This is a genomic window from Paenibacillus sp. FSL L8-0470 (assembly GCF_038008625.1).
Classification (GTDB): domain Bacteria; phylum Bacillota; class Bacilli; order Paenibacillales; family Paenibacillaceae; genus Paenibacillus_AQ.
In genome coordinates this window covers 3,723,990-3,745,657 of the sequence record NZ_JBBOZM010000001.1, presented here as the reverse complement: position 1 = coordinate 3,745,657, position 21,668 = coordinate 3,723,990, and the positions used below count along the sequence as shown (strand labels likewise).

The following is a 21,668-nucleotide window of genomic DNA, read 5'->3' as shown; positions in this document are numbered from 1 at the left end:
ACACTTGGGGAGGACCAAAAATGAATGCTCGCAGCAGGTGGCTGATGATCTCCGTGGGTCTGGGGATCCTTTTGAACCCATTAAATTCTTCGATGATTTCCGTGGCTATAGCAAGGCTGCAAAAGGTGTATCAGCTTGATTTTACAGAGGTATCCTGGATCATTTTCTCATTCTATATTGCGAGTGCTATCGCTCAACCTGTCATGGGGAAGGCCAGTGATCTATTCGGGCGTAGAAAGATCTTTCTAACCGGTCTTGTTGTAGCCTTCGTTGCATCATTATTAGCTCCGCTATCCCCCACCTTTGGGTGGCTCATTGTGTTCCGCATTGTGCAATCCATCGGAACAAGCATGATGGTTGCAGTTGGAATGGCCATTGTGCGAATTCATATTACGGAGAAACAGGCGACTGCGCTGTCCGTGATGTCCATTTTCCTATCCGGTGCGGCAGCTATCGGTCCCTTTATCGGTGGAGTTTTGATTCAATGGTGGGATTGGTCTGCGATTTTTCTCGTTAATATTCCGTTCGTGGTTACGAGCTTTGTGTTAGCTTGGAGGATGATTCCTAAGGACGAACCGCCAACATCCGTTTCATCCCAGATGTCGTTCCGTAAATGGTGTGATTTGATTGACGCGACAGGGATTCTGCTCTTTATCGTAGGTCTGGTCGCCTTGCTGGTGGGATTACTGTCAGCAAAATCTTCTGGCCATGTCTCGTTGGGTCCTGTCATTATCGGACTGATTGGCCTTTTTGCACTGGTGGCTTTCGTACGCCATGAGTTAAAAGCGGCATCACCCTTTATTCCTTTGCGCACATTCGCCAAATATCCTGAGATGACTTGGGTTAATATCGAATTCATGCTTGTTAACGTACTTTATTACTCACTCTTTTTCGGGCTTCCGTCCTACTTGCAAATGGTACGTCATGTCAACGAATCCCATACAGGGATTCTGATGTTAAGCTTAGGCTTGTGCTCGCTTATTGTTTCTCCACTAGCCGGACGATGGATTGATAAGTCAGGACCAGGGCCCGCATTGCTGACATCCGGAATACTAATGACACTAGGTTCGGTATGGATGGTGACCATGAACCCCACTTCACCGGTTATCAGTGTATGTGTGTCGTTGGCTGCATTCGGTGTTGGGAACGGGTTAAACAATGTCGGTATGCAAGTGGCTCTGTTCAAAAGTTCGCCAAAAGAAATGATCGGTGTAGCATCCGGCGTTTTTATGACATCAAGATATCTGGGAACCATTCTCTCTTCCTTATTGCTGGGCATCATAATGGGAGGTAAGTTCAGCGCTGGGGGATTTCGACTGCTTGGTGTGATCCTATCGGTCATTGCATTGTCTTTGGTATGTATGAGTTGGCGGCACAGGAACTCGCGACAACTGGAAGAGTCTTAGGTGATGCTCTAAACAAAGAAACTCTACAACCACATGGGTTGAAGAGTTCTTTTGTTCATTCTGCAATGAATGGTTGTTGAATTAGAATTTAAGGATTCCCGAGGTATGCAGCAACACCAGGAATACCAGAATCGGTGCAATATACCGGAGCATGAATAACCAGATGCGGAACCAGCGCGCCTGTAGTCCTGCCGCTTCTGCTGCCCCCTTCCAGAAATAACCGGCAAAAATGGTGATCAGCAGACCGCCAAGCGGCAGCATAATGTTGGAGGTGATGAAATCCATCCAGTCGAACAGGGCTTTACCGCCAAACGTAAGTTCAGGGAACATTCCCAGCGACATAGCTGAAGGAATACCGAGCAGAAAACAGACCAGAGACAATACCCAAACCGAACGTTGACGGCTCCAGTTCCAGCGCTCCATCGCGAAGGATACAGGCACTTCAAGCAGCGATACAGCTGAGGTCAAGGCGGCAATCGCCAGCAGGATGAAGAACAGACCACCGAAGAACGAACCGAAAGGCATAGCCGAGAAAGCCGCCGGCAGAGCGATGAAAATCAGCGAAGGCCCTTGGTCAGGAGCAATACCAAACGAGAACGTAGTCGGGAAAATAATCAATCCGGCGATAAACGCATAGATCAAATCTCCGGCTCCTATCGCAAGTGTAGCGGTGCCCAGCGACTGATTTTTATCTACATAAGAACCGTAGGTCAAAAGAATCCCCATGCCGAGTGACAACGAGAAGAAGGCATGTCCCAAAGCGACTAGCGCGGATTCTGCTGTCAGTACCGAGAAGTCCGGTTTGAGGAAGAAGGAAACCCCTTTATCTGCACCCGGTAAGGTCAGCGCACGAATCATCAATACAATAAGGAGAACAACCAGGCCGGGAATCAATACTTTATTGAACTTCTCAATCCCGCCCGATACTCCAAGGATAACAACTCCCGCAGAAATCAGGATGGCTACACCCTGCCAGACAATCGGCGAGTACCCTGAGATAAATGAGCCAAATTCACCTGCATAATCAGTCGTGCTGAACAGTTGTCCATTGAAGGCAATCATTGCATAGTGCAGCGTCCAACCTGCAACAATAATATAAAAGGAGAGGATTAGAAAAGGTGCAATCACTTGCAGTATTCCAGCTGCCTTCCACCCTTTTCCGCCTCCGGCACGGATGAACGACGTCGCCGCGCTTCCGCGTCCGCTGCGTCCGATGGCGAGTTCGGCCAACAGAACAGGTAAGCCGATTAGCACCAGACAGACGATGAAGAGCAGGAAGAAAGCCGCGCCGCCATTTTCTCCTGTAATATAAGGAAATTTCCACATATTCCCCAGACCCACCGAGCTGCCGATGGCCGCGAAAATAAAGCCGCTGGAGGAGAAACGTTCCTTTTTCTCTGAGAGCAGGCTTTTTTCACCTTTATACTGATTCATTTCATAACGCCCCATTTTCTTTTTTTAGAACTCATTATAGCTTAAGTAGCCATCGGAGTCATATGGTAATTTCTAATTTCTCAAATATTCATCCGTTAAAAGAGTTGTATTTATCATTTACAATGGGTTCTGTTTCAATTAGAATGGTTTACATTGTGTTATTAATTACTTGGTGTAAACCATTCACAGGAGGGCTTTGATATGAGCAGCATACCTAAGTCTGCCAGATTTCCACTTTTCATTCTAATGCTGAATCTGTTTATCGCTTTATTGGGACAAGGTATGGTCATCCCCATTCTTCCTGAATACTTGAAACAATTTAATGCCTCAGGGGCTGCAGCCGGGTATCTTATTGCTGCTTTTGGAGCCGCACAGTTTATTTTTTCACCTATAGGCGGGCAGCTTTCAGATCGGTGGGGCCGAAAATCAATGATCATATCCGGTCTGTTTTTAACGGTCATTTCTGATCTGATGTTTGCTGTATCTGCGACATTACCGCTTCTGTATATTGCCCGATTTATCGGGGGAATAGGTATTGGATTAATGGTTCCTTCCAATATGGCCTATGTCGCTGATATTACCACTCAGGAAACCCGCGCTAAAGGAATGGGATTATTGGGGGCTTCCATGAATTTGGGTATGGTACTTGGTCCAGGGTTAGGGGGGATTATCGCTGAGTTTGGCATACGTGTCCCCTATTTTTTTGCGGGTGGGCTTGGACTTGCAGCTACGCTACTTAGTATATTTATGCCAGAGACACTTCCCAGGGAAAGACGGAAATCCGTTAGTACACGGGTACATCGGGAGCCCCTTCGCAACCTGATCTTAAATTCTTTTCGGACTTCGTATTTCCGCTATCTCCTGCTCATTCTGATCATGACATTTGGTTTGATGAATTATGAAACGGTGTATGCCTTATTTGTGGAACAAAAGTACGGTTTTGATGCCACTAAAATCTCAATTATCATTACGGTAGGTGCAGTTATAGGCATCATTGTGCAGATCTGGCTGCTTGATTATCTTATTAAGCGGCTAGGCGAAATGAAACTTATACGTCTATCTTTGGTGATCACGGCAATAAGTTTGCTCTTGATGATCATCAAGTTTAATTTAGGTTATCTGATCGTAGTATCTGCCCTGTTTTTTGCCTTTAATGCATTCTTAAGACCAACGGTAAGTACGCTGATTGCCAACTCAGCTGGTGACCGGCAAGGATATGCTGCCGGATTAAATACAACGTATACCAGCATAGGAAATATACTTGGGCCGATTTTAGCAGGGCAGTTGTTTGACAAACACATGAATATACCCTATATTTTTGGTGCACTTATCCTTACATCTGCGCTTTTCTTAACCTTGCGAAAGCCAAAAAATGATAAAGAACGGATTGCTGCCTATGACTGAGAACTGGCATCAGAATTTGAGAAACAAAAACAGGGAAGAACTAATTGCTGCGGCTAAGGAACTTTTTATGAAGCAAAGCTTTCTCAAAGTTAATATTAAAGATGTATGCCGCGTAGCCGGAGTAAGCCGGGTTACATACTATAAGCATTTTCAATCCATAGACGAACTGATCTTTGAGGTCCAGATGGAAATCCTCCAGAGTATGACCCAATTTGTTGGAAGAGCAGCTTCAGCCGAAATGAATGGTAAGCAGATGCTTGCTTCGATGCTGGAGGCTTGGATTGATTATGCTTCGCAACATCCAGAGTACATCAAGTTTATTCTTCTCTTCGATCTGCATTATGAAGCCTATGACTCAAGCGATGAACTCAAAGTGCAGTATAATAATTTTGTTAACCGGGAAAAAGAACGTCATTTCCTAATGGATGCTCTGGACATTGGTTTTAAAGATGGATCGTTAAAGTCAGATACTGAGCCCTTGAAGACCGCTCATTTTATCTTCATGTCTATGATGGGTTTACTTCAGAAAATGAGCTTGATTCCCAAGGGCGATTGGAACGGCGAACTTCAGGATAAACAAATGGCTAAGCGGTTTGTTGGAATGTTGGTTCAGCATTTAAGTGGAAAATAACAAATCCCCCTGCCTTTTGGGCAGGGGGATTTGTCCATAAATCTGTTTCTATTCATATAGATGAATCGAACCGGTAGGTCCAGAACTGTTCTGTGCCGAACCTGCCGCGGATTTCTTCATCACTCAGCTCCCGGTTGCCAACGAGTTCCGCCGCTTGGAATTGCGAACGGTGCGCTGTAATCGAGGCCATTTTATTAACAAGGAATGATGTTACATCTACGGTCACATCTGCTTTCCCGATAACCGTCTCGTGATTGCTGGCGAAGGCGCTGCAGTGCACAAGCGGCCTTTCTGCCGCGGGGAGCCGGCTGATGGTTCGGATGACGGCTGCCCCGGTGGCATCATGATCGGGATGCACACTGTACCCTGGATAGAAGGTGATGACCAGTGACGGGGTCAATTCCTGGAGCAGTGACAGGATGCGGGAGTCCAGCAGCTGCTGGTCTTCGAACTCAATCATTTTATCATGGAAGCCGAGCATCCTTAAGTCTTGAATGCCAATCGCATGGCAAGACGCTGTCAGTTCCTCCTTGCGGATTGCTGGCAAGCTGACACGGCTCGCGAACGGCGGGATGCCCATATTGCGGCCCATCTCCCCTAGTGTCAGACAAGCATAGGTGACTTGAGCGCCGCCTTCTATGTACATAGCCAATGTCCCTGCTGCAACAAATGCTTCGTCATCGGGATGGGGAAATACCACTAAGATGCGCTCATGTTTGGCTTGTTTAGTATTCATGGCTGCTTGATCCTCCGCTTTCATTAGAACTTGTCCCGGCTTAATTGCAATGACACAATTAGCTTTCCTTGACTGTCGTGCCCAGCCATGATTAGGCGTTCATGCTCATTCTCATCAACATGCGTAAGGCCCTCTGCATAAATCCAGCCGTTTGCTGTCTTTAATCCGACCCGGTAAGGACCTGTGCCGGAGATGGAGCCGTGCGTATATGAGACGGCCGCGTTGGTGATGAACGCCGAAGCCGTTGGCCGGCTGCTGTCCAAATGACTGGCGTAGGCGCCTGTGGTGAGTTCAAGGTGCAGGTAAAGTTCCTGACCGGTGAGGCGGTCGATCACAGTTTGGATGTCTTGAGGATGTATCGGCAGCATAATGGCCTCCTTGATTGGTGTTTTACCCTTCAACTATATCAGCTTGCAGTTCCGTTGCAATTTCAATCATTTTGGGAACTACAGCTTCGTTGGAAATAGCTACATACAAATCACCCATGTAAAGCCGGAAAGGAATTTCCACATCCCCCTGCTTCCACATCCAAAAGTCTCCATCAATGGACATGTTGCTTTCCGGGCCTTTTACGGTAAAAACCTGTGAGTATGCAAAGTCGGGCTTTGCTGCAAAGTAATCTTTGCATTCATCCAAAGAGATGGATGGCTCCGCATTGTTTTCCTGCATTGATCGTGTAATACGAAAACGCTGATTCATTGATATGCCTCCAAATTTTTGTGAAATCTGTATCCTCTACAAAACAATATTCTCTCATTCTCGGAGTCTACTGTCAAAACTATAGTGTACATAAAATGAACGATTGCTAGCCTCTATCTGTCTTATTGATGAGAACAACAAAAAAGGGGGTGCAGCAGAATGACTGACCGGGAAATTTTCGAGCTCTATAAAGAAGATGTTTATTATTTTTGCTACTATTTGATGAAAAATCAAGCTGATGCTGAGGATATTAGCCAAGAGGTATTTGTCAAAGTGATTTTGGCAGATAGATCAAAGGTAAGAAACCTGAAATCGTGGATTTTGCGAATTGCTTCGAATGAGTGCAACAGCCTGATTAGAAGGCGTAAAACAGGAGTGATGAAAGAATTACGTAATTATTTACTATCCAGGTCTCAGGATTCCAACCCTGTCGAAGAGCATTTAAATCACCGGGAAACTAAAAAAGAAATTCAAGGCTTATATAGTAAGCTTCCCGACAAAATCAGAATGGTAGTAGTCCTTCGTTTTATTAACGAATTGACTGTACCCGAGATCTCTAAAGTGATGGACATACCCGAAGGAACTGCAAAATCCAGACTAAATAAAGGGCTTAAGCTGTTAAAGGGCAAAATGGCTGGAACTCAACTAAAGGAGATGAGCAGTAATGAATCAGTATATTGAAAAGGATAAGAACATTCCCCTGCCGGATTATGATTTAATGTGGACAGCCATAGAAAAAGAAGCCTATCAACGCCAAATAAATCTGCAGCCTTCGCAGAATATTCCTAGACATCGTGCGAAGGTTGTTCCCATCAGTATCGTTTTCTCATGTATCTTGCTTGTCGCCATTCCTGTATACGCTAGTGTGACGGTCAATTGGGATAAAATTGGCGGCCGTAGTGTGACCAATGCATTAAAAAACGGTATTGGCCAGCAGTATGATCTCCAAGCTTCCAGTTCTGGAGTTACAATGAACTTGAACGGTGTGGTGACGGATGGAGAAAAAATGAGAATGCTCATATCTCTGGATACTAAAACCGACCTAAGCCAATATATTGGAATTGCTACAGAGAAAAATACCATGACAAGTGAATCCGGTAGCGAGGCAAAAGTATACGGCAATTTAGAATACGACCCGGAAAGCAAGAAACTCCTTGGTGTATACGAAACCCCTGATACATTAAAGGATGATAAAAAAGACTACAAATTTGAAGCGGAAAATCTTATTTTTCTCCGTAATAGGGATATTCCCTTAAAATCTAATCATCAAGCTGGAGATACGATTGTTACCGGATCTACACAGTATCCAACCCTCCATATTGAATCCGTTAGACAAGCTTCAAATCAAACCATTATCCGCTATAGGGTCGCTGCATCACCGTCTGACTTGGGACGTGGCAACCCGCATCTGGTAGTTCATGCTGGTGGTCAAGTGAAAGAAGCAGTTCCCACCATCATGCCTAACGAAGGTTCGGATTTGTTTATTGAACAAGTATTCGATATGACTGAATCCGATTGGAAGGACGCCAGTCTTCATTTCAGTTACATTGAAGAAGCAAAACGGATTTCAGGCAGTTGGAAGTTTGATTTTAAAGCAGATGGAAAAAAGGCAAGTGAAGCTATGTACACTAAGAAATTGTCTACCAGTCCTGAAGTCCAGGCAAAGACAGGCATAACCTTCGATCAGCTGGTGATCACCCCTTTAGATATCCAGATCCTAATCAATGAAGAAGAATCGCTCAAAAAAGGAATTGTCCACTACAAAACTGCTCAGCTGGTTATAGGGGATAAAACAATCGCCGGGGATCGGGTTTTAAAAGGGGATCATCCCGGAAGCTATCAGCATTTATTTCAATTTGAAACTTCGGAGTGGTATAAGAACTGGTCGGACGTTCCAATAAAACTTAATTTGAAAGATGCTGTCATTCAGAAACGGGATACCTCTAAGAATTGGATCACGCTAAATAAACCTAAGAAAGAAAAGCAGTCCGCCAAACTTAATGTGGATGGCTTTGAAATTCAATTCACGTATTATACAGAGGGCGATAATTTGATGGTCGAGTCCCATTCCGAATCCCCTGGCTTCAAGGGTGTTAACCAAACTACGCTACGGATTAACGGCAAAGAAATAGTACCTGAAATTACACCTAAGGGTATGGTATCTACAGGGGTTAATATCGATAGCTACAAAGGTATTCCCTTTGATGAAAAGATTGAACTGAACCCTGGTATTTATAAATACAGCGATCCAAGCCGGAATGAAGAAGTTAAACTCTAACTGAATTTAATAATAAACCAGCGGCAGTCTTGGATTGGAAAATAAAATCCTAGACTGCCGCTTCTGATATCAGTACTCCCTTTTATTCCCCTTCTTTACGAATTCCCACTCGACCTCAACATTTTTTCTGACTCTTAGTAGAAGACGAAACAATGTTTCTTGTTCTTTTTCAGAAAATCCTGCTAACGCAACCAAATCGGTATGATCCCCTTCTCTCTTCAGAAAAGAGTACGCTTGCTTACCTTTTTCAGTTGTAAATAGCCTTTTGATTTTCCTGTTCGTTTCATCGTCTTTCTTTTCAATAAAGCCTTGGATTTCAAGCTTTTGAATCGCACGTGCTGCTGTTGTTCGGTCCACCTTTATCATTTCCGACAGCTTTTCTTGAATAATTCCCGGATTCTCATATATTCGAACCAGATATAAATACTGCCCTTTCGTAAGATCTAATTCCTTGAACTCTATATTACTTATAGAATCTAATGCCCTTGCAATCATTCCAACTTCACGAAGGATCTCCTTCATTCAAATCACCTGCCGTCCACTATTGTTGTACTTATAATTGTCGTTAATTCATTATGACGTTCTTCATATAAAAAATAAATACAGAATGGATCGGACAAGAATGAATCTCAAAGGAACCGAACGCCTTGGACCGATTGCTAAACCGTACATTAGCCAACTCTGCTAACTGAGTACAAGAGCTGAATACTATAGTCCGTTTACAGATTATATTCAAGACCCCCATAGTGTTTTTATGACGAAAGAATAGAAGCCTGCAAATTAAACAGCACGTCTCCCAGTAGGAATGGAAACGTGCTGTTTGCGATTCTCAGTATGGTTAGATTAGAAATGTATCCTAGATAAGCTGAAATCCCCTGCTCACTCGTTCTGCTGATTTTCCAAAGCGGTTGCACCTTCAAGCAGCATCAATCCACTCAGCTGCACGCTGAGCTGAACCGGCAGTATAGGCTTATGCTCCCAAGAAGGGCCGCAGAGTCCCAGCTCGTGGTCCAGTCCTTTCGTCCATATAGCATGGGCATTCGCCAGAATAACTTTACGGATAGGCAGTGTTCCAGGAAACTGCTTCTCCAGCTGAACCCAGTAGCGGATCAGAATTCCTTTGAACAATCCGGTGTCATCAATGCCTTCATCAGGCAGCATGAGTGTAACCGGGTGGCATAATCGGCGTATGCTTGTGTCGGCTGTCCACAGAGCATCGTCTGCATATTGCTGCTCTCCTTTAACACGGTACAGTTCCAGCGCCGCTCCAAGAAACACTCCCTGGCAGTAAGTGAATTCCCAGTCATAATCAATCTGGCCGTCTCCCAGCCTGTTGATTCCGTCCCATACAAAGCCGGAGCCGGGATCCACCAGATGGGCTTTGTTCCATTCGTAAATGCGGACCGCCCATTCCAGATCCTCCGGATCCCGGAACAATCCGTACAAACGGGCAGCCAGAATGGCGGCGGGCGCATTAGCCGGGGTGTTCTTATAATCCAGCTGATCCTTCTTCCAGGCCATTCCTCCCCCGAAATGGCTGTTCCACGCGGTTTGAATATCAGACCACAGCTCCAGCACAGCATTCTTGTATTCTTCTTCCCCGGTAGCCTGGTACGCCCGCAGCAGCGCAAGAGCCGTCCACTCCATATCATCATAATAATTATGGGAGAAGGTACCGCCATTATAAGCACGCAGACAGCGGCTGAATTCGCGGATACGCAGGGGAGCTGCGGGATCTCCCGTTCGTTCATAAGCATCGAGAAGCACATCCATCACATGGGCCTGCCACCAATAATAGAAGTTGTCGTCCAGACGGATATGCTCTTTGGGAAACCACTGATTCATAATACCGGTCTCTTCATTGTAATAATGCTGCTGGAGGCAACGCTGGAGCCAGTCCGCACGTGCCTTCCAGTCCGCCTGTGCTGAAGCTTCAGCAAAAATGTCCATAGAATCATCCCCATCTGGCGTTAATTATTCACCGGTAATAGTGCCAAGCTCAGCCATCCGCTCCAGCAGCTTTATGCCGCTGAGCTGAGAGCTTAACTGTACAATGCCGCCGGGCGGGTGGCACCAGTCCGTTCCAAACAACGCACTTTCCGCCGCCTTCCCTCTCTCCCAGAGAAGTTCCGCATTTCTGTGAAGAAAGGATGCAGCTTCTCTGGCCTCAGGATCGGACTTTACAAGTTCGGCGGTATAGCGGACCAGTATGCCCTTGAACAGACCGCCATCTCCGCCGCCCTCATCCGGCAACACCCTGAGCTGCGGACCGGTTAGCTCTTCAACGGCTGCCGTGAAGGTCTGCCGGGCATCTTCAAGGTAGCCGGCTTGATCCGTAATCCGGTACAGTTCAATTGCGGCGCCTATATACACTCCTTGATTGTAGGTGTATTTCCAGTCTTTATCAATTATGCCATCCCCCTCACGGTTCAGCCCATCCCAGACAAAACCGGTCTCCGGGTCGACGAGATGTTTCTTTTGCCAGCTTAGAATCCGTTCTGCCCATTCTAGATCCTGCGGATCACCGAAGGCCTGATACAGCCGGGCAGCCAGGATGGCGGCAGGCGCGTTGGCCGGGGTGTTTTTATAATCTAGCTGCGATTTCTGCCAGGCGATGCCGCCGCCCATATGATCGTTCCAGCCCGACTTGATGTCCCGCCACAGAATTAATGAAGTCTGCTTGTAGTTCTCCTTCCCCGTTGCCTGATACGCACGTAGCCATGATAGTGCCATCCATTCCATATCATCATAAAGCTCATTTGGCCAACTCCCGCCATTGCGGCGGAGAAGACCTTCATGCAGCGAGGCGAGACGCTCTTCGTACCGTCTGTCTCTTGTCCGCAGCAGACCGTCCACCAACGTATCCACGGCATGGGCCATCCACCAATAGTGAAATATAGTGTTGCATTCTCCATTCGGGCAAGGCGTCTCAATGTTGTACATGCCCATGTCTTCGTTCCAGAAATAATGATCCAGCGCTTCCTGCGCCTTGTCCGCCCGTTCCACCCACAGTCGTGGCTCAATTTTCAATTGCTTCATAAGGCTCTCTCTCCTCATATCTGATCTGGTTTCAGTAGCTGCTTACCCTTTAATACCGCTGAACGCAATGCCCTGTACAAAATAACGTTGCAGGGCCAAAAAGAGCACCAGTATCGGCAGAATCGCGACCAGCGCACCGGCCATCATCGGCCCGTAATCGGTCTGAAAGTTATAGGAAAAGGCCTGCAGCCCCATTTGAATGGTCGCTTTATCCGGATCATTTAAGACGATCATCGGCCAAAGGAAACTGTTCCACCCTGCCTGAAAGGTGAAGATGCTTAAGGTAGCCAGTGCAGGTTTCGTGAGCGGCAGATAAATGCGCCAAAAGATCTTAAATTCACCGCAGCCCTCAATCCGGGCCATTTCCAGCATGTCGCTGGGCAGGGTGAGGAAAAATTGCCGCATGAAGAACACCGCGAACGTCCCGGATGCGCCCGGCAGAATAATGCCCCAGAAGGAGTTCATCAGTCCGTTGCCGCCACTGCCGAAAAGATCATTGCCTCCGGCGAATGGAATATGGCGCATCACATAAACGGTCGGAATCATGGTTACAATGCCGGGGATCATCATCGCAGCCAGGAGGACCCGGAATACCGGCTTATTCAGCCTGAATTTCAGTTTCGCAAAAGCATAGCCGCTGAGGGAGCCAAAGAATAAATTGGCCAGTACACCGGATACGGCAAGAACAAGCGAATTCCAGAAAAATAAAGCAAATGGCACGGTCGAGAATGCTTTGCGGTAATGATCAAAGGTCAAATGCTTCGGAAACCATTGGATCGGCATCGCAAAGATCTCCTCATCCGGTTTCAGGGACGTTAGTACGCTCCAATAAAATGGCAGGAACATGGCAACAGCAATAACGATACATACGATATAATAAATGGATTTGTTAATGCCCCGCTTCAGGGCGGAGCCGCCGGTAACACCCATAGCTGTAAGCCTCCTTTTTTCCTGGGCAGCCCTGTTTAAATGACTGACTCTTCCGCTTTGGATATCCGCATATTGATCAGTGAAAAGACCAGGATGGCCATCGCCAGTACAAAAGCCTGCGCAGAAGCATAGCCCATTTGCAGCTGGTTGAAGCCTTGCTGGTAGATCAGATAGACCGGTGTCTTCGTGACATTGGCCGGCCCTCCCTGCGTCAGAACAAAAGCCTGGTCAAACAGCTGCAGTGCACCGATGATGGCCATGGTACTGACCAGGAAAGTTGTCGGCCGTAATTGCGGCCAAGTGATATACCGGAAGCAATCCATTTTGTTGGCACCATCCAGCCGGGCCGATTCATACAGATAATCCGGAACGCCTTGCAGACCTGCCAGATAAATAATCATATTAGAGCCAACGGACTGCCAGAGTGTCAGCAGGACTATTGAGAGCATGGCCGTTCTTGTCTCGGACAACCAGGCCGGTCCTGTAATCCCAACATAGGAGAGCAAACCGTTAATCAGCCCAAATTCCGGGTGCAGCAGCCAGATCCATACCGTTGCTGCCGCGACAGCTGAAGTCAGCGTAGGCAAATAATAAAAGGTGCGGAACAGCTTCACCCCGCGCCACGCCCGGCTGAGCAGCAGTCCCAGTAGCAGTGAAATTAGAATATTGAGCGGCACAAAAATCAGCGAATACAGAAACACATTGCGGAAGGTTTTCCACAGCAGATCATCATGAGCCAGCCGCCGGTAATTATCAAGCCCGATCCAGTCATTTCGGCTAAGCACATCATAATTGGTAAAGCTGAGATATAAGGCCATTACTACTGGAATAATTGTAAAGACCACGAACAGCAGCACTGTAGGCGTGATGAACAAATAAGCAGTCCGCGCCTGATGTCTTTCCACTTTTCTCATGGAAGCCATACAACTCCCCCCTTCATTATGCGGCAAGGTTCCATAACAGCAGGGAGGCACCGCCTCCCTGCTCGCTACAACTGCTACTTCACAACTTCGTTATCCTTAAGCATTTGGTCTCCCTGCTCCTGAGACTTCTTAAGTGTGTCCTCAATACTCAGTTTGTTCTGCTGGTTAAGCTGAAGATTCGGCGCCAATGCGTCCGTCTCCATCACGGAATAGCCGGGATGTGACGGGCGGACCTTAGCAAATTCCAGGGTTTCCATAAAAGGTTTCCACAGCGGATCATCCTTGAAGAACGGGTCCTCCATCGAAGGCTTGAAGCCAGGCAGGTTCAAGCTGGTCTTAGCCCACAGCAGAGCGTTGTCTTTGTTAGCCGTCCACCATTTGATAAATTCCCAGGCCTCATCGTGATGCTTGGAGCCCTCAGGAATAACCAGGCCGAAGCCGCCCATCACACTGCCTTTGTCACCGTTAGGGCCTGCTGGCGGAGGAACAACGCCGTATTCCAGGTCTTTGCCGTATTTATTGTAAGTGCTGAGCATCCATGGGCCTGAATAGAGCATAGCGACTTTTCCGGTAACAAAAGCATCCTGGCCTTCTCCGAGCCCCAGCTCAAAGCCCACTTTGTAGACTTTATCTTTGTTCATCATCCGGTCCCAGAATTCGAGCACCTGCTTACCCTGCTCATTGTTGAAGTTGGTCTTCCCGTCTTCGGTCAGCATGGTGCCGCCCGCCTGCTGGAGATACATGTTGAACAATCCCAGGTCTGCCATGGAGAAGCCTGCTACTTCAAGCTTGTCTCCGTTCCATTTCGTCAGCTTCGCAGCCGCCGCTTCAAGCTCATCCCAAGTCGTCGGCGGCTGAAGCCCGGCTTCGGCCAGCAGCTTCTTATTGTAGAATAGTGCACGAGCGTCTACTGTAAGCGGCAGACCGTATAATTTATTGTCGTAAGAAAGTTCGTTGAGCGATTCGCTGTAAAAGTCATCTTTGGAGATCCCATCACGTGTTAAATAGTCATCTACCGGATGCAGCACATTTTTGGGCGCATAAAGTGAAGTCCGCCAGCGGTCCCAGAAAAGTATGTCAGGAGCACCGCCGTTCGTGGCCGCAGTAAGAAATTTAGTGATCATATCCTGCTGCAGCACGTATTTCACGTGAATTTTATCCTGCGATTTGTTAAAAGCATCGACCATCGTTTCGAACTGCTTCTGGCCTTCTCCGCCCCAGTCCCCCCAGAAAGTAAGCTCTGTCTTCTTTGCACTCTTGCCGCCTTGCTCTGTTCCGCTTTTCCCTGCATTGGTATCCCCGGAATTACCAGAATTTCCGCCACACCCGGCTGCCAGGCCAGAGACCGTCACCAGAGTAAGTGCTGTTATCAACCATTTCTTCATTGTTTTCATCCCCCTCAGACTATTTGGTATGTCATTGTTGCCGTTCATTTAGCTGCACTTACTTCGATTCCGCAGCGCATGAGCACCAGCTCGCAGAACATCATATTGGCCCAAGAGAACCAGGGACGGGTGTACGCGCCGGGATCATCTGCATGAAAAGCTTCATGCATATACCCGGTACCGTCATCACACTGCGCCAGCAGGTCAAGAATGGATTGCTGTTCCTCTGTATTACCTGAAGTCATTCCTTGTACTGCTAAGGCGATTGGCCAGATATAGCGGTTTGGGGTATGGGGGCTGCCAATGCCTGCTGCGGCTATGCCTGAATAGAAATAGGGATTACTCTTGCTCAAAATGAAGCTGCGGGTATTCATATATACAGGATCATCAACTGGAGAGTAGCCAAGATAAGGAATGGAGAGCAGGCTGGGAACATTGGCATCATCCATCAAATTCACACTACCAAGTCCATCTGTCTCATAGGCATACACAGTCCCAAACTCAGGGTGGTTAACAGTCCCGTGTTGCCGGACACCTTCTTCGATCTGCTCCAGCAGATGTTGCGCAGAAGCCGCAAGCTCAGAGCTGTTTAACACCTCAGCGGCAATTTCACACACATACCGGAGAACAACGACAGCGAACATATTGGCCGGGATGAGATAACCATATTCGCAGGCATCGTCGCTTGGCCGAAACCCGGACCAGGTCATTCCTGTATAGGCCGTCAGGCTGCCTTTGCCTTCACGGACCAATGTATCCGTTGATGCTCCATTCATGCGCTGAAACGTATAGAGGGAATCGCGCTCATGGTTCTGTTCGGTGGTCCACAGTTCAATAATCCGCCGGACCCCTTTTACAAAAGAGGCATCAAATTGGCTGGTCCGTCCGGTATTCTTCCACAGTAAATAGCTGAGCTGGATCGGATAACATAAGGAATCTACTTCGTATTTCCTCTCCCAGATCCAGGGGTTCATTGCCGTGAGATCATCCTGATGCCCCCGTCCATCCGCCTCTTGATTAAAAGCGTTTGCATAAGGATCAATCTCGATAAAAGCAAATTGCTGCTTAACCAAGCCTTCGATCATTTCTGCTATTTCTTCATCTTCTGCGGCAAGGATCAGAAAAGGCCTGACCTGTGCGGCAGAATCCCTCAGCCACATGGCAGGAATATCACCAGTAATGACAAAGGTCTTTCCGTCTTTATTGCGTTTTATTGTTGTATTCCAGGTGTTCGATAAACATTGTTCGAACATGTCTGCCAGTTTTGGGCGGTCCTGCAATATTGTTCGAACCCGTGCAGCCAGACGCTGAATGGATTGGGGTAATTCATTTGAGGAGTACAGTAGAAACAACCTCCCTTTTGTATTGTTATTAAGCGCTTTCATTAAATAGTATATTGGTATATAAATAATATGTCAATCAATATTTTAGACTTAATGATATATCATTTCAAGAATCTGGATATAAAAAAACCCATTCGATTGAATGGGTTCGTCTTAATCTATTACCGTTACTTTCGAACTGCAGGTCCGGTCGAACTGCCGGGGATCAGCTTCGCCTCCAGCATTACCTTATTCGGCACAGAATGCCCGTTCATAATTGTCAGCACATTCTCTACCGCAAGCCGACCCATCTCTTCTTCATTCTGGCGCATATGGGTGAAGGCATAACCTCCTCCAAGCTGTGTCGGCGGACTGTCGAAGCAAATAATGGAGATATCCTCGGGGATGCGTAGTCCCAAACGTTCCACTGCTGTCTTTGCGAGCAAAGCAATATTGTACTCGATGGCAAACAGTGCAGTAATGTCTGGGTGACTCTTCAGATGGGATTCCAAGCGTACGAGATCATGTTCGATATTATCCGGGTTAAAAAACTTCGGCAATGTCGAGGTTAAGTCACTGACCCACAGCTCCTTATCGACCATGATTCCCCGCTGGGCGTGTGCCTGTATGAAGCCTTCAATCCGGTCCTCAACGGCAGTGGTATCGACCGGCGGAGGCGAAAGAAATGATATATGGGTATGTCCCAAATCAAACAAATACTCTGTAGCTACAAGCGCTGCCTGAAGATTATCCGTGCTGATCGATGCGGCGGCTACCCCTTTTAACTGTCTGTCCACCAGCACCAGGGGGAAACGGCCAATGACCAGCTTTAGTATTTCCGCGTTGAAATATTCGCCCTGCGCCGGGAAGATAATCAGCCCATCCACACCCAGGTTGAGCAGCTTCTGGATGGATTGCTCTTCATTCTCAGGAATACCGAAGGTTCTCCGCAAGACCAGAAAGCAGTCATTATCGCGTGAAGCCTGCTCCATGCCATAGATCAGCCCCGTACCGTAGCTGTTGCCAAAATCGGTGATGATCAGCCCGATGGTCTTCTCTTCTACATTGATTGCAGGGATTCCGGTACTTGTTCCGGGAGGCAGCTCCTGAAGTTCAGCGACCGGATCGGCCACAAACGAGCCCCTGCCCGGCTTACGGACGATCAAATGCTCGGCGGCCAGCAGCTCAAGCGCTTTTTTACTGGTAATACGGCTTACATTATAGCTATCAGCCAGTTCTTTCTCAGAAGGAACACGCTCTCCAAGCTTATAGGCTTGAGTCAATATGCTCTCCTTCACTTCGTCAAAAATCTTCTCATACATCGGCTTAGAAGACGTCGGTTCGTTCATGACCTTCACTATCTCCTGACTCTTATTATTCATGATTTACATAATAATATATCATGATATATTATGATTGTCGATGCATACCTAGTCTTTCTGTATTCATTATAGATCTGATGGCAAAAAAAACTAACAGACGGACGCAGAATAGCTGTGTCCGTCTGTTAGTTAGATTTTATGAACCGCCGCTAATGTAGTTCAACTTAATCAGGTGATCTCAAGAAACAATGCACAATCAAAAGGCTGAAGCTGGATGGGATTGAATTCATGCCATTCCTTGGAGGATTCAGACTTCAATTTCGGGTTGAAACCCTTGTTCATTCCACTTACTTCCGAAACCAGACTCCATCCCTTTGGAACATCCCATTCGCACACCGTCCGGTTATGATTCATGACAAAGAAATAAGTACCGTCCTTTCCCCGTCTCCGGGTAATCTCGACACCTTCCGGTGCGGCTGCGATTCCACAGACCCCAGCGTCGCCAATCATCTCCAAGATCAGCTTTTCCATCGTCTCCGGCCCCAATTCCGTCCCGGCATAATAGGCTCGTCCCCTGCCGTATGTATGGCGGGTAACCGCCGGTGTCCCGGCATAGAAATCCCTGGCGTATACGGCTAGTACCTCTGCGCCTTCCACTGTGATCACATCGCACCACAGCTCCGCTTCCTCTCCAGACCTCCCGCCTTCATCTTCCGTTTGGGCTGCCCTGGACATCCCCTCATCATTCAGCCATCTCACACTCTGCCCGAACTGGCGCAGACAGTCGTAATCGTAGATGCTTAGACCCAGTAGCTGCGAATATTTTCCCGGCAGCGTCAGTGGAATAGCGGCATTATTCCGGTCCTTGACTGCGGTCCGCATATCGAGCAGGACATGCCCGCCCGCTTCTGTATATTCATATAGTCTTCGGCATAGCTCTGAATCGGTGACGAACAGAAGCGGAAAAATCAGCACTTTGTATTTTGAGAAATCGTCATTTTCGGAAATCAGATCTACAGGGATATTGTGATCGAATAATGCTTTATAATAACGGTGCAGATGTGCGACGTAGTTCAGGTCGGGATGATGCGGCTGGATTTGCAGCGCCCATTCCTGGTCGTAGCTGAACACAATCCCCACCTCGGCTTCGGGAAGTCCCCCGCGGAAAGCCTCCATATGAGGAGCCAGTTCGGCTATGCTGTCGCGGATTTCCTCGTATCGGCGACCCGGAATACGGCTGTGGGGCAGAATGCCGTGCCAGTACTGCTCGCTGCCGAACAGGCAGGTATCCCACCGGAAATAGACGATGGTATCCGCACCATGGGCAACGGATTGAAAGGTCCAGAGCCGCATCTGCCCCGGCCGGGGCGTTGAGCCGAGAATTTCCGTCCCTGTCGGTCCGGCGAGCTGCTCCATCACCCAGAACGGCTTCCCTTTGGTTCCCCTCATAAGATCGAGCGCCATGCCGAGGTGGGAGGGCAAGCTGCGCTTGATCCGCTCCTCCAGAAACAGCATCGGGTATTGATCGTGGGAGATGAAATCCAGATCCTTCGCCAGCTCGAAATAATCAGTCTTGTCAAAGAAGCCCATAAAGTTATGCGTAATAAGATGGCCGGGACATACCTCCCGCAGTATATCCGCCTGCCACTTTTGGAACTCGACGACCAGACTGGAGCAGAATCGTTTCCAATCTAGCAGAAGCGAAGGATTATGGCTGTTAGGTGAAGCAAGTGGAACGGGAATCTGCGAGAAAGAGGTATAGGTCTGACTCCAGAACACCGTTCCCCACGCCTCGTTCAGGCCTTCGATCGTCCCATGCCGTTCCTCCAGCCATAGGTGGAACCTTGCCCGGCAGTGATCGCAATAGCACAAATTACGGTGACTGTTACCCAGCTCATTGTCAATTTGCCAGCCGACAACATAGGGGTTGTCCCGGTAGCGCTGAGCCATGGTCCGCACAAATTCTTTAATATGCTTCCGGTAGTCTGGATGCGACTGGCAGTCATGATGCCGACCGCCAAAGCCTACCCTCTGTCCTTCCGCATTCAGGGGATACAGATCTGGATGAAGCTCCATCATCCACACCGGCGGAGCCGCCGTCGGCGTGCCCAGCATGGTTGTAATCCCCTGCTCTCCCAGCAGTTCAATGGCTTCGTCCAGCCAGCCGAAATCATAGATGCCGGGACTCGGCTCCATCTTCGCCCAAGAGAACTCCGCCATCCGCACAACCTCGATGCCCATCTCCTTCATCATTACTGCATCCCGCTGCCACAAGTCGGGCGGACAATGCTCGGGATAATAATCAACACCAAATTTCATGGCTTGCGTAACTCCTTCCCATTCACGAGGTTATGTCCAGCTCTTTAATCTATTCGTGTTTATCCTTTAATCGCACCGTCAATCATGCCGGAAATAAGCTGTCTCTGAAAAATCAGAACGATAATAAGCAGCGGCAGCACGCTTACCACCGAACCGGCCATGATGAGATGATAAGGTGTATTGTTGCTGTCCTCCAGCGCCTTCAGCGCTACGGACAACGTCATATGCTCCTGGGAGCGCAGAATAACGGACGGCCACAGAAAGTTGTTCCACTGCTTGACGAACAGGATAATCCCCAGGGCGGCGAACGCCGATTTCAGGTTGGGAAGAATGATCCGGCGGAACATCCCAATCTCGCTGCACCCGTCGATTCGTGCCGCCTCCATCATTTCATCGGGAATGGAACTGCAATACTGCCGCATGAAGAAGATGCCAAAAGCATTGGCCAAATCGGGTAAGATTACTCCCCAGATGTTGTCGATGAGATGCAGGTTCTTATAAATGACAAACAGTGGAACCATCGTTGCTTCATGAGGAATCATTAGCGAAGCGAGCACGAAGACGAACAGAATGTCCTTGCCGCGAAACCGGTATTTGGCAAAGGCGAACCCGGCCAGGCTGCAGAACAGCAGCGCAGTAATCGTCATGGTCGTGGACAGCAGCAGACTGTTCCAGGTGATAATTCCAAATTTACGGTTCACGAACAATTCAGTAAAGTTCTCCCAATGCAGCGTTGTCGGCAGCCAGATCGGCGGATTAACGAAGATTTGACTGATATCTTTCAGCGATGAGCTGAATAGCCAGAACAGCGGAAACAACGTGATGAGGGAGACCACGGCCATCAGGACAAATGCTGCACCAGCGGTCAGGCCCTTCTCAGCTGAACGGCCGGCCCTTTTCGCCGCAGACTTCTTTTTCGTTTGAGTCAAAAGCGTCATTCGGTTCCCCCCCCCCTTATTTCTCATCGAATAGACGCATCTGGATCAGCGATATGCTCATCATCAAGATGAAGAAGCAGACAGCGATTGACGAGGCGTAGCCGAAGTTGAAATTCTGAAAGCTTTCGTTATACAGCATCAGCACCGGCGTCAGCGTCGAATTTAGCGGACCGCCTTTGGTGAGAATGTACGGCTCGGTAAAGAGCGAAAAGGTGCCGATTGTGGACAGCACGGTGCAGAATAGCAGCATTTTTTTGACCAAAGGAATGGTGATGAAGAAGAAACTTTTTACTTTCGTCGCTCCATCGACATAAGCCGCTTCGTACAGATCCTTCGGAATACTTTGCAGACCGGTCAGCAACAGCAGCATATTGTAGCCGAGCCAACGATACAACACCATTAACGCCACAGAAAAACGCGCCCACCACGGGGAATCAAGCCAAGGAAGCGGAGACTTGATCCAACTGAGGTTCAGCAGGAACGTGTTGATCAGCCCGTCTTGGGTATTAAATAGCAGCACGAATACGAATGATACGGCGACCACCGACACAAAATTCGGCACAAACAGAGCCATCCGGAAAAACCCTTTGCCCACCATCCATTTGGAGTTGAGCATACTGGCAAAGATTAAGCCAAGAAAGAGCATTAGCGGCACATACATCAGGAAGATGACTAAGCTGTTCCACAGCGACAGCCAAAAGTAATGATCCTTCAGCAGTGCCGTATAGTTGTCCAGCCCGATGAATAGCTTGTCACTTGCACCGTTCCATTCCGTGAGACTAAGATAAAACGAATAAATAATTGGATACAGTGAAAAGATGCCAAATAAAATAAAGTATGGGGAAATGTACAGATACGGAGCGTAACGGATCTGTCTGTTCCATCTTGTCTTACCCATAGAT

Annotated in this window: 20 protein-coding genes; 5 read left to right on the top strand and 15 right to left on the bottom strand. The window is 47.9% G+C overall.

The genetic code is table 11. The features are described from left to right. Positions 1–20: 20 nt before the first annotated feature. Positions 21–1,406 carry an MFS transporter gene (locus NST99_RS16950; RefSeq protein WP_341093244.1) on the top strand — a complete coding sequence of 462 codons (1,386 nt, stop codon included), beginning with the start codon at positions 21–23 and terminating at the stop codon, positions 1,404–1,406. A gap of 81 nt (positions 1,407–1,487) precedes the next feature. Here the strand turns inward: NST99_RS16950 and NST99_RS16945 are convergent, their stop codons facing one another. Continuing rightward, positions 1,488–2,840 carry a sodium-dependent transporter gene (locus tag NST99_RS16945; RefSeq protein WP_341093243.1) on the bottom strand — a complete coding sequence of 451 codons (1,353 nt, stop codon included), beginning with the start codon at positions 2,838–2,840 and terminating at the stop codon, positions 1,488–1,490. Positions 2,841–3,041: 201 nt separating this feature from the next. Between NST99_RS16945 and NST99_RS16940 the strand changes: the two genes are divergently transcribed. Together NST99_RS16940 and NST99_RS16935 are read left to right on the top strand one after the other, a co-directional pair. Continuing rightward, on the top strand, positions 3,042–4,244 hold the full coding sequence (locus NST99_RS16940) for an MFS transporter (protein ID WP_341093242.1): 1,203 nt from the start codon (positions 3,042–3,044) through the stop codon (positions 4,242–4,244). Beyond that, positions 4,237–4,875, top strand: a complete 639-nt coding sequence (locus NST99_RS16935; RefSeq protein ID WP_341093240.1) for a TetR/AcrR family transcriptional regulator — start codon at positions 4,237–4,239, stop codon at positions 4,873–4,875. Before NST99_RS16940 ends, NST99_RS16935 begins: the two co-directional genes overlap by 8 nt. A 52-nt stretch (positions 4,876–4,927) precedes the next feature. Here the strand turns inward: NST99_RS16935 and bshB2 are convergent, their stop codons facing one another. Genes bshB2 through NST99_RS16920 form a run of 3 tightly spaced genes read right to left on the bottom strand, consistent with a single transcriptional unit; the run spans position 4,928 to position 6,310 of the window. Further along, positions 4,928–5,611 (bottom strand): bacillithiol biosynthesis deacetylase BshB2, encoded by a 684-nt coding sequence (gene bshB2 / locus NST99_RS16930; protein WP_341093239.1) that lies wholly within the window; start codon positions 5,609–5,611, stop codon positions 4,928–4,930. Between the two features lie 23 nt (positions 5,612–5,634). Further along, a complete protein-coding gene (locus tag NST99_RS16925) occupies positions 5,635–5,979 on the bottom strand; it encodes a YojF family protein (RefSeq protein ID WP_341093238.1) in 345 nt (114 codons plus the stop codon). A 22-nt stretch (positions 5,980–6,001) separates the two neighbouring features. Further along, positions 6,002–6,310, bottom strand: coding sequence for a hypothetical protein (locus NST99_RS16920; RefSeq protein ID WP_341093236.1), 309 nt, complete (start codon positions 6,308–6,310; stop codon positions 6,002–6,004). Between the two features lie 159 nt (positions 6,311–6,469). Here NST99_RS16920 and NST99_RS16915 point away from each other — a divergent pair, with 159 nt between their 5' ends. Together NST99_RS16915 and NST99_RS16910 are read left to right on the top strand one after the other, a co-directional pair. Continuing rightward, the gene (locus NST99_RS16915; protein WP_341093234.1) at positions 6,470–6,991 is read left to right on the top strand and encodes an RNA polymerase sigma factor; all 522 of its coding nucleotides are present in this window, start codon (positions 6,470–6,472) and stop codon (positions 6,989–6,991) included. Further along, on the top strand, positions 6,975–8,588 hold the full coding sequence (locus NST99_RS16910; RefSeq protein ID WP_341093232.1) for a DUF4179 domain-containing protein: 1,614 nt from the start codon (positions 6,975–6,977) through the stop codon (positions 8,586–8,588). The genes NST99_RS16915 and NST99_RS16910 overlap by 17 nt, the downstream gene beginning before the upstream one ends. 69 nt (positions 8,589–8,657) lie before the next feature. On the opposite strand, the gene NST99_RS16905 is transcribed toward NST99_RS16910, so the two are convergent. The 11 genes from NST99_RS16905 to NST99_RS16855 form a co-directional block, all read right to left on the bottom strand. Further along, positions 8,658–9,110, bottom strand: a complete 453-nt coding sequence (locus NST99_RS16905; protein ID WP_341093229.1) for a MarR family winged helix-turn-helix transcriptional regulator — start codon at positions 9,108–9,110, stop codon at positions 8,658–8,660. Between the two features lie 357 nt (positions 9,111–9,467). After that, positions 9,468–10,538, bottom strand: coding sequence for a glycoside hydrolase family 76 protein (locus NST99_RS16900; protein ID WP_341093225.1), 1,071 nt, complete (start codon positions 10,536–10,538; stop codon positions 9,468–9,470). A 24-nt stretch (positions 10,539–10,562) separates the two neighbouring features. Continuing rightward, positions 10,563–11,627 (bottom strand): glycoside hydrolase family 76 protein, encoded by a 1,065-nt coding sequence (locus tag NST99_RS16895; protein WP_341093224.1) that lies wholly within the window; start codon positions 11,625–11,627, stop codon positions 10,563–10,565. Positions 11,628–11,669: 42 nt separating this feature from the next. After that, positions 11,670–12,557: a carbohydrate ABC transporter permease gene (locus tag NST99_RS16890; protein ID WP_038592017.1), complete on the bottom strand. Its 888-nt coding sequence runs from the start codon at positions 12,555–12,557 to the stop codon at positions 11,670–11,672. 35 nt (positions 12,558–12,592) lie between these two features. Beyond that, positions 12,593–13,480 (bottom strand): carbohydrate ABC transporter permease, encoded by an 888-nt coding sequence (locus NST99_RS16885; protein WP_038592014.1) that lies wholly within the window; start codon positions 13,478–13,480, stop codon positions 12,593–12,595. Between the two features lie 74 nt (positions 13,481–13,554). Next, on the bottom strand, positions 13,555–14,865 hold the full coding sequence (locus NST99_RS16880; protein WP_341093223.1) for an ABC transporter substrate-binding protein: 1,311 nt from the start codon (positions 14,863–14,865) through the stop codon (positions 13,555–13,557). 44 nt (positions 14,866–14,909) lie between these two features. Then, the gene (locus tag NST99_RS16875; RefSeq protein ID WP_341097670.1) at positions 14,910–16,208 is read right to left on the bottom strand and encodes a glycoside hydrolase family 125 protein; all 1,299 of its coding nucleotides are present in this window, start codon (positions 16,206–16,208) and stop codon (positions 14,910–14,912) included. A 167-nt stretch (positions 16,209–16,375) separates the two neighbouring features. Further along, complete coding sequence (locus NST99_RS16870) at positions 16,376–17,536, bottom strand: GntR family transcriptional regulator (protein ID WP_341093220.1); 1,161 nt, start codon at positions 17,534–17,536, stop codon at positions 16,376–16,378. Positions 17,537–17,737: 201 nt separating this feature from the next. Beyond that, positions 17,738–19,828 carry a beta-galactosidase gene (locus NST99_RS16865; RefSeq protein WP_341093218.1) on the bottom strand — a complete coding sequence of 697 codons (2,091 nt, stop codon included), beginning with the start codon at positions 19,826–19,828 and terminating at the stop codon, positions 17,738–17,740. A 59-nt stretch (positions 19,829–19,887) separates the two neighbouring features. Further along, positions 19,888–20,766 carry a carbohydrate ABC transporter permease gene (locus NST99_RS16860; RefSeq protein WP_341093216.1) on the bottom strand — a complete coding sequence of 293 codons (879 nt, stop codon included), beginning with the start codon at positions 20,764–20,766 and terminating at the stop codon, positions 19,888–19,890. Positions 20,767–20,782: 16 nt separating this feature from the next. Then, positions 20,783–21,664 carry a carbohydrate ABC transporter permease gene (locus tag NST99_RS16855; RefSeq protein ID WP_076112903.1) on the bottom strand — a complete coding sequence of 294 codons (882 nt, stop codon included), beginning with the start codon at positions 21,662–21,664 and terminating at the stop codon, positions 20,783–20,785. Positions 21,665–21,668 lie beyond the last annotated feature (4 nt).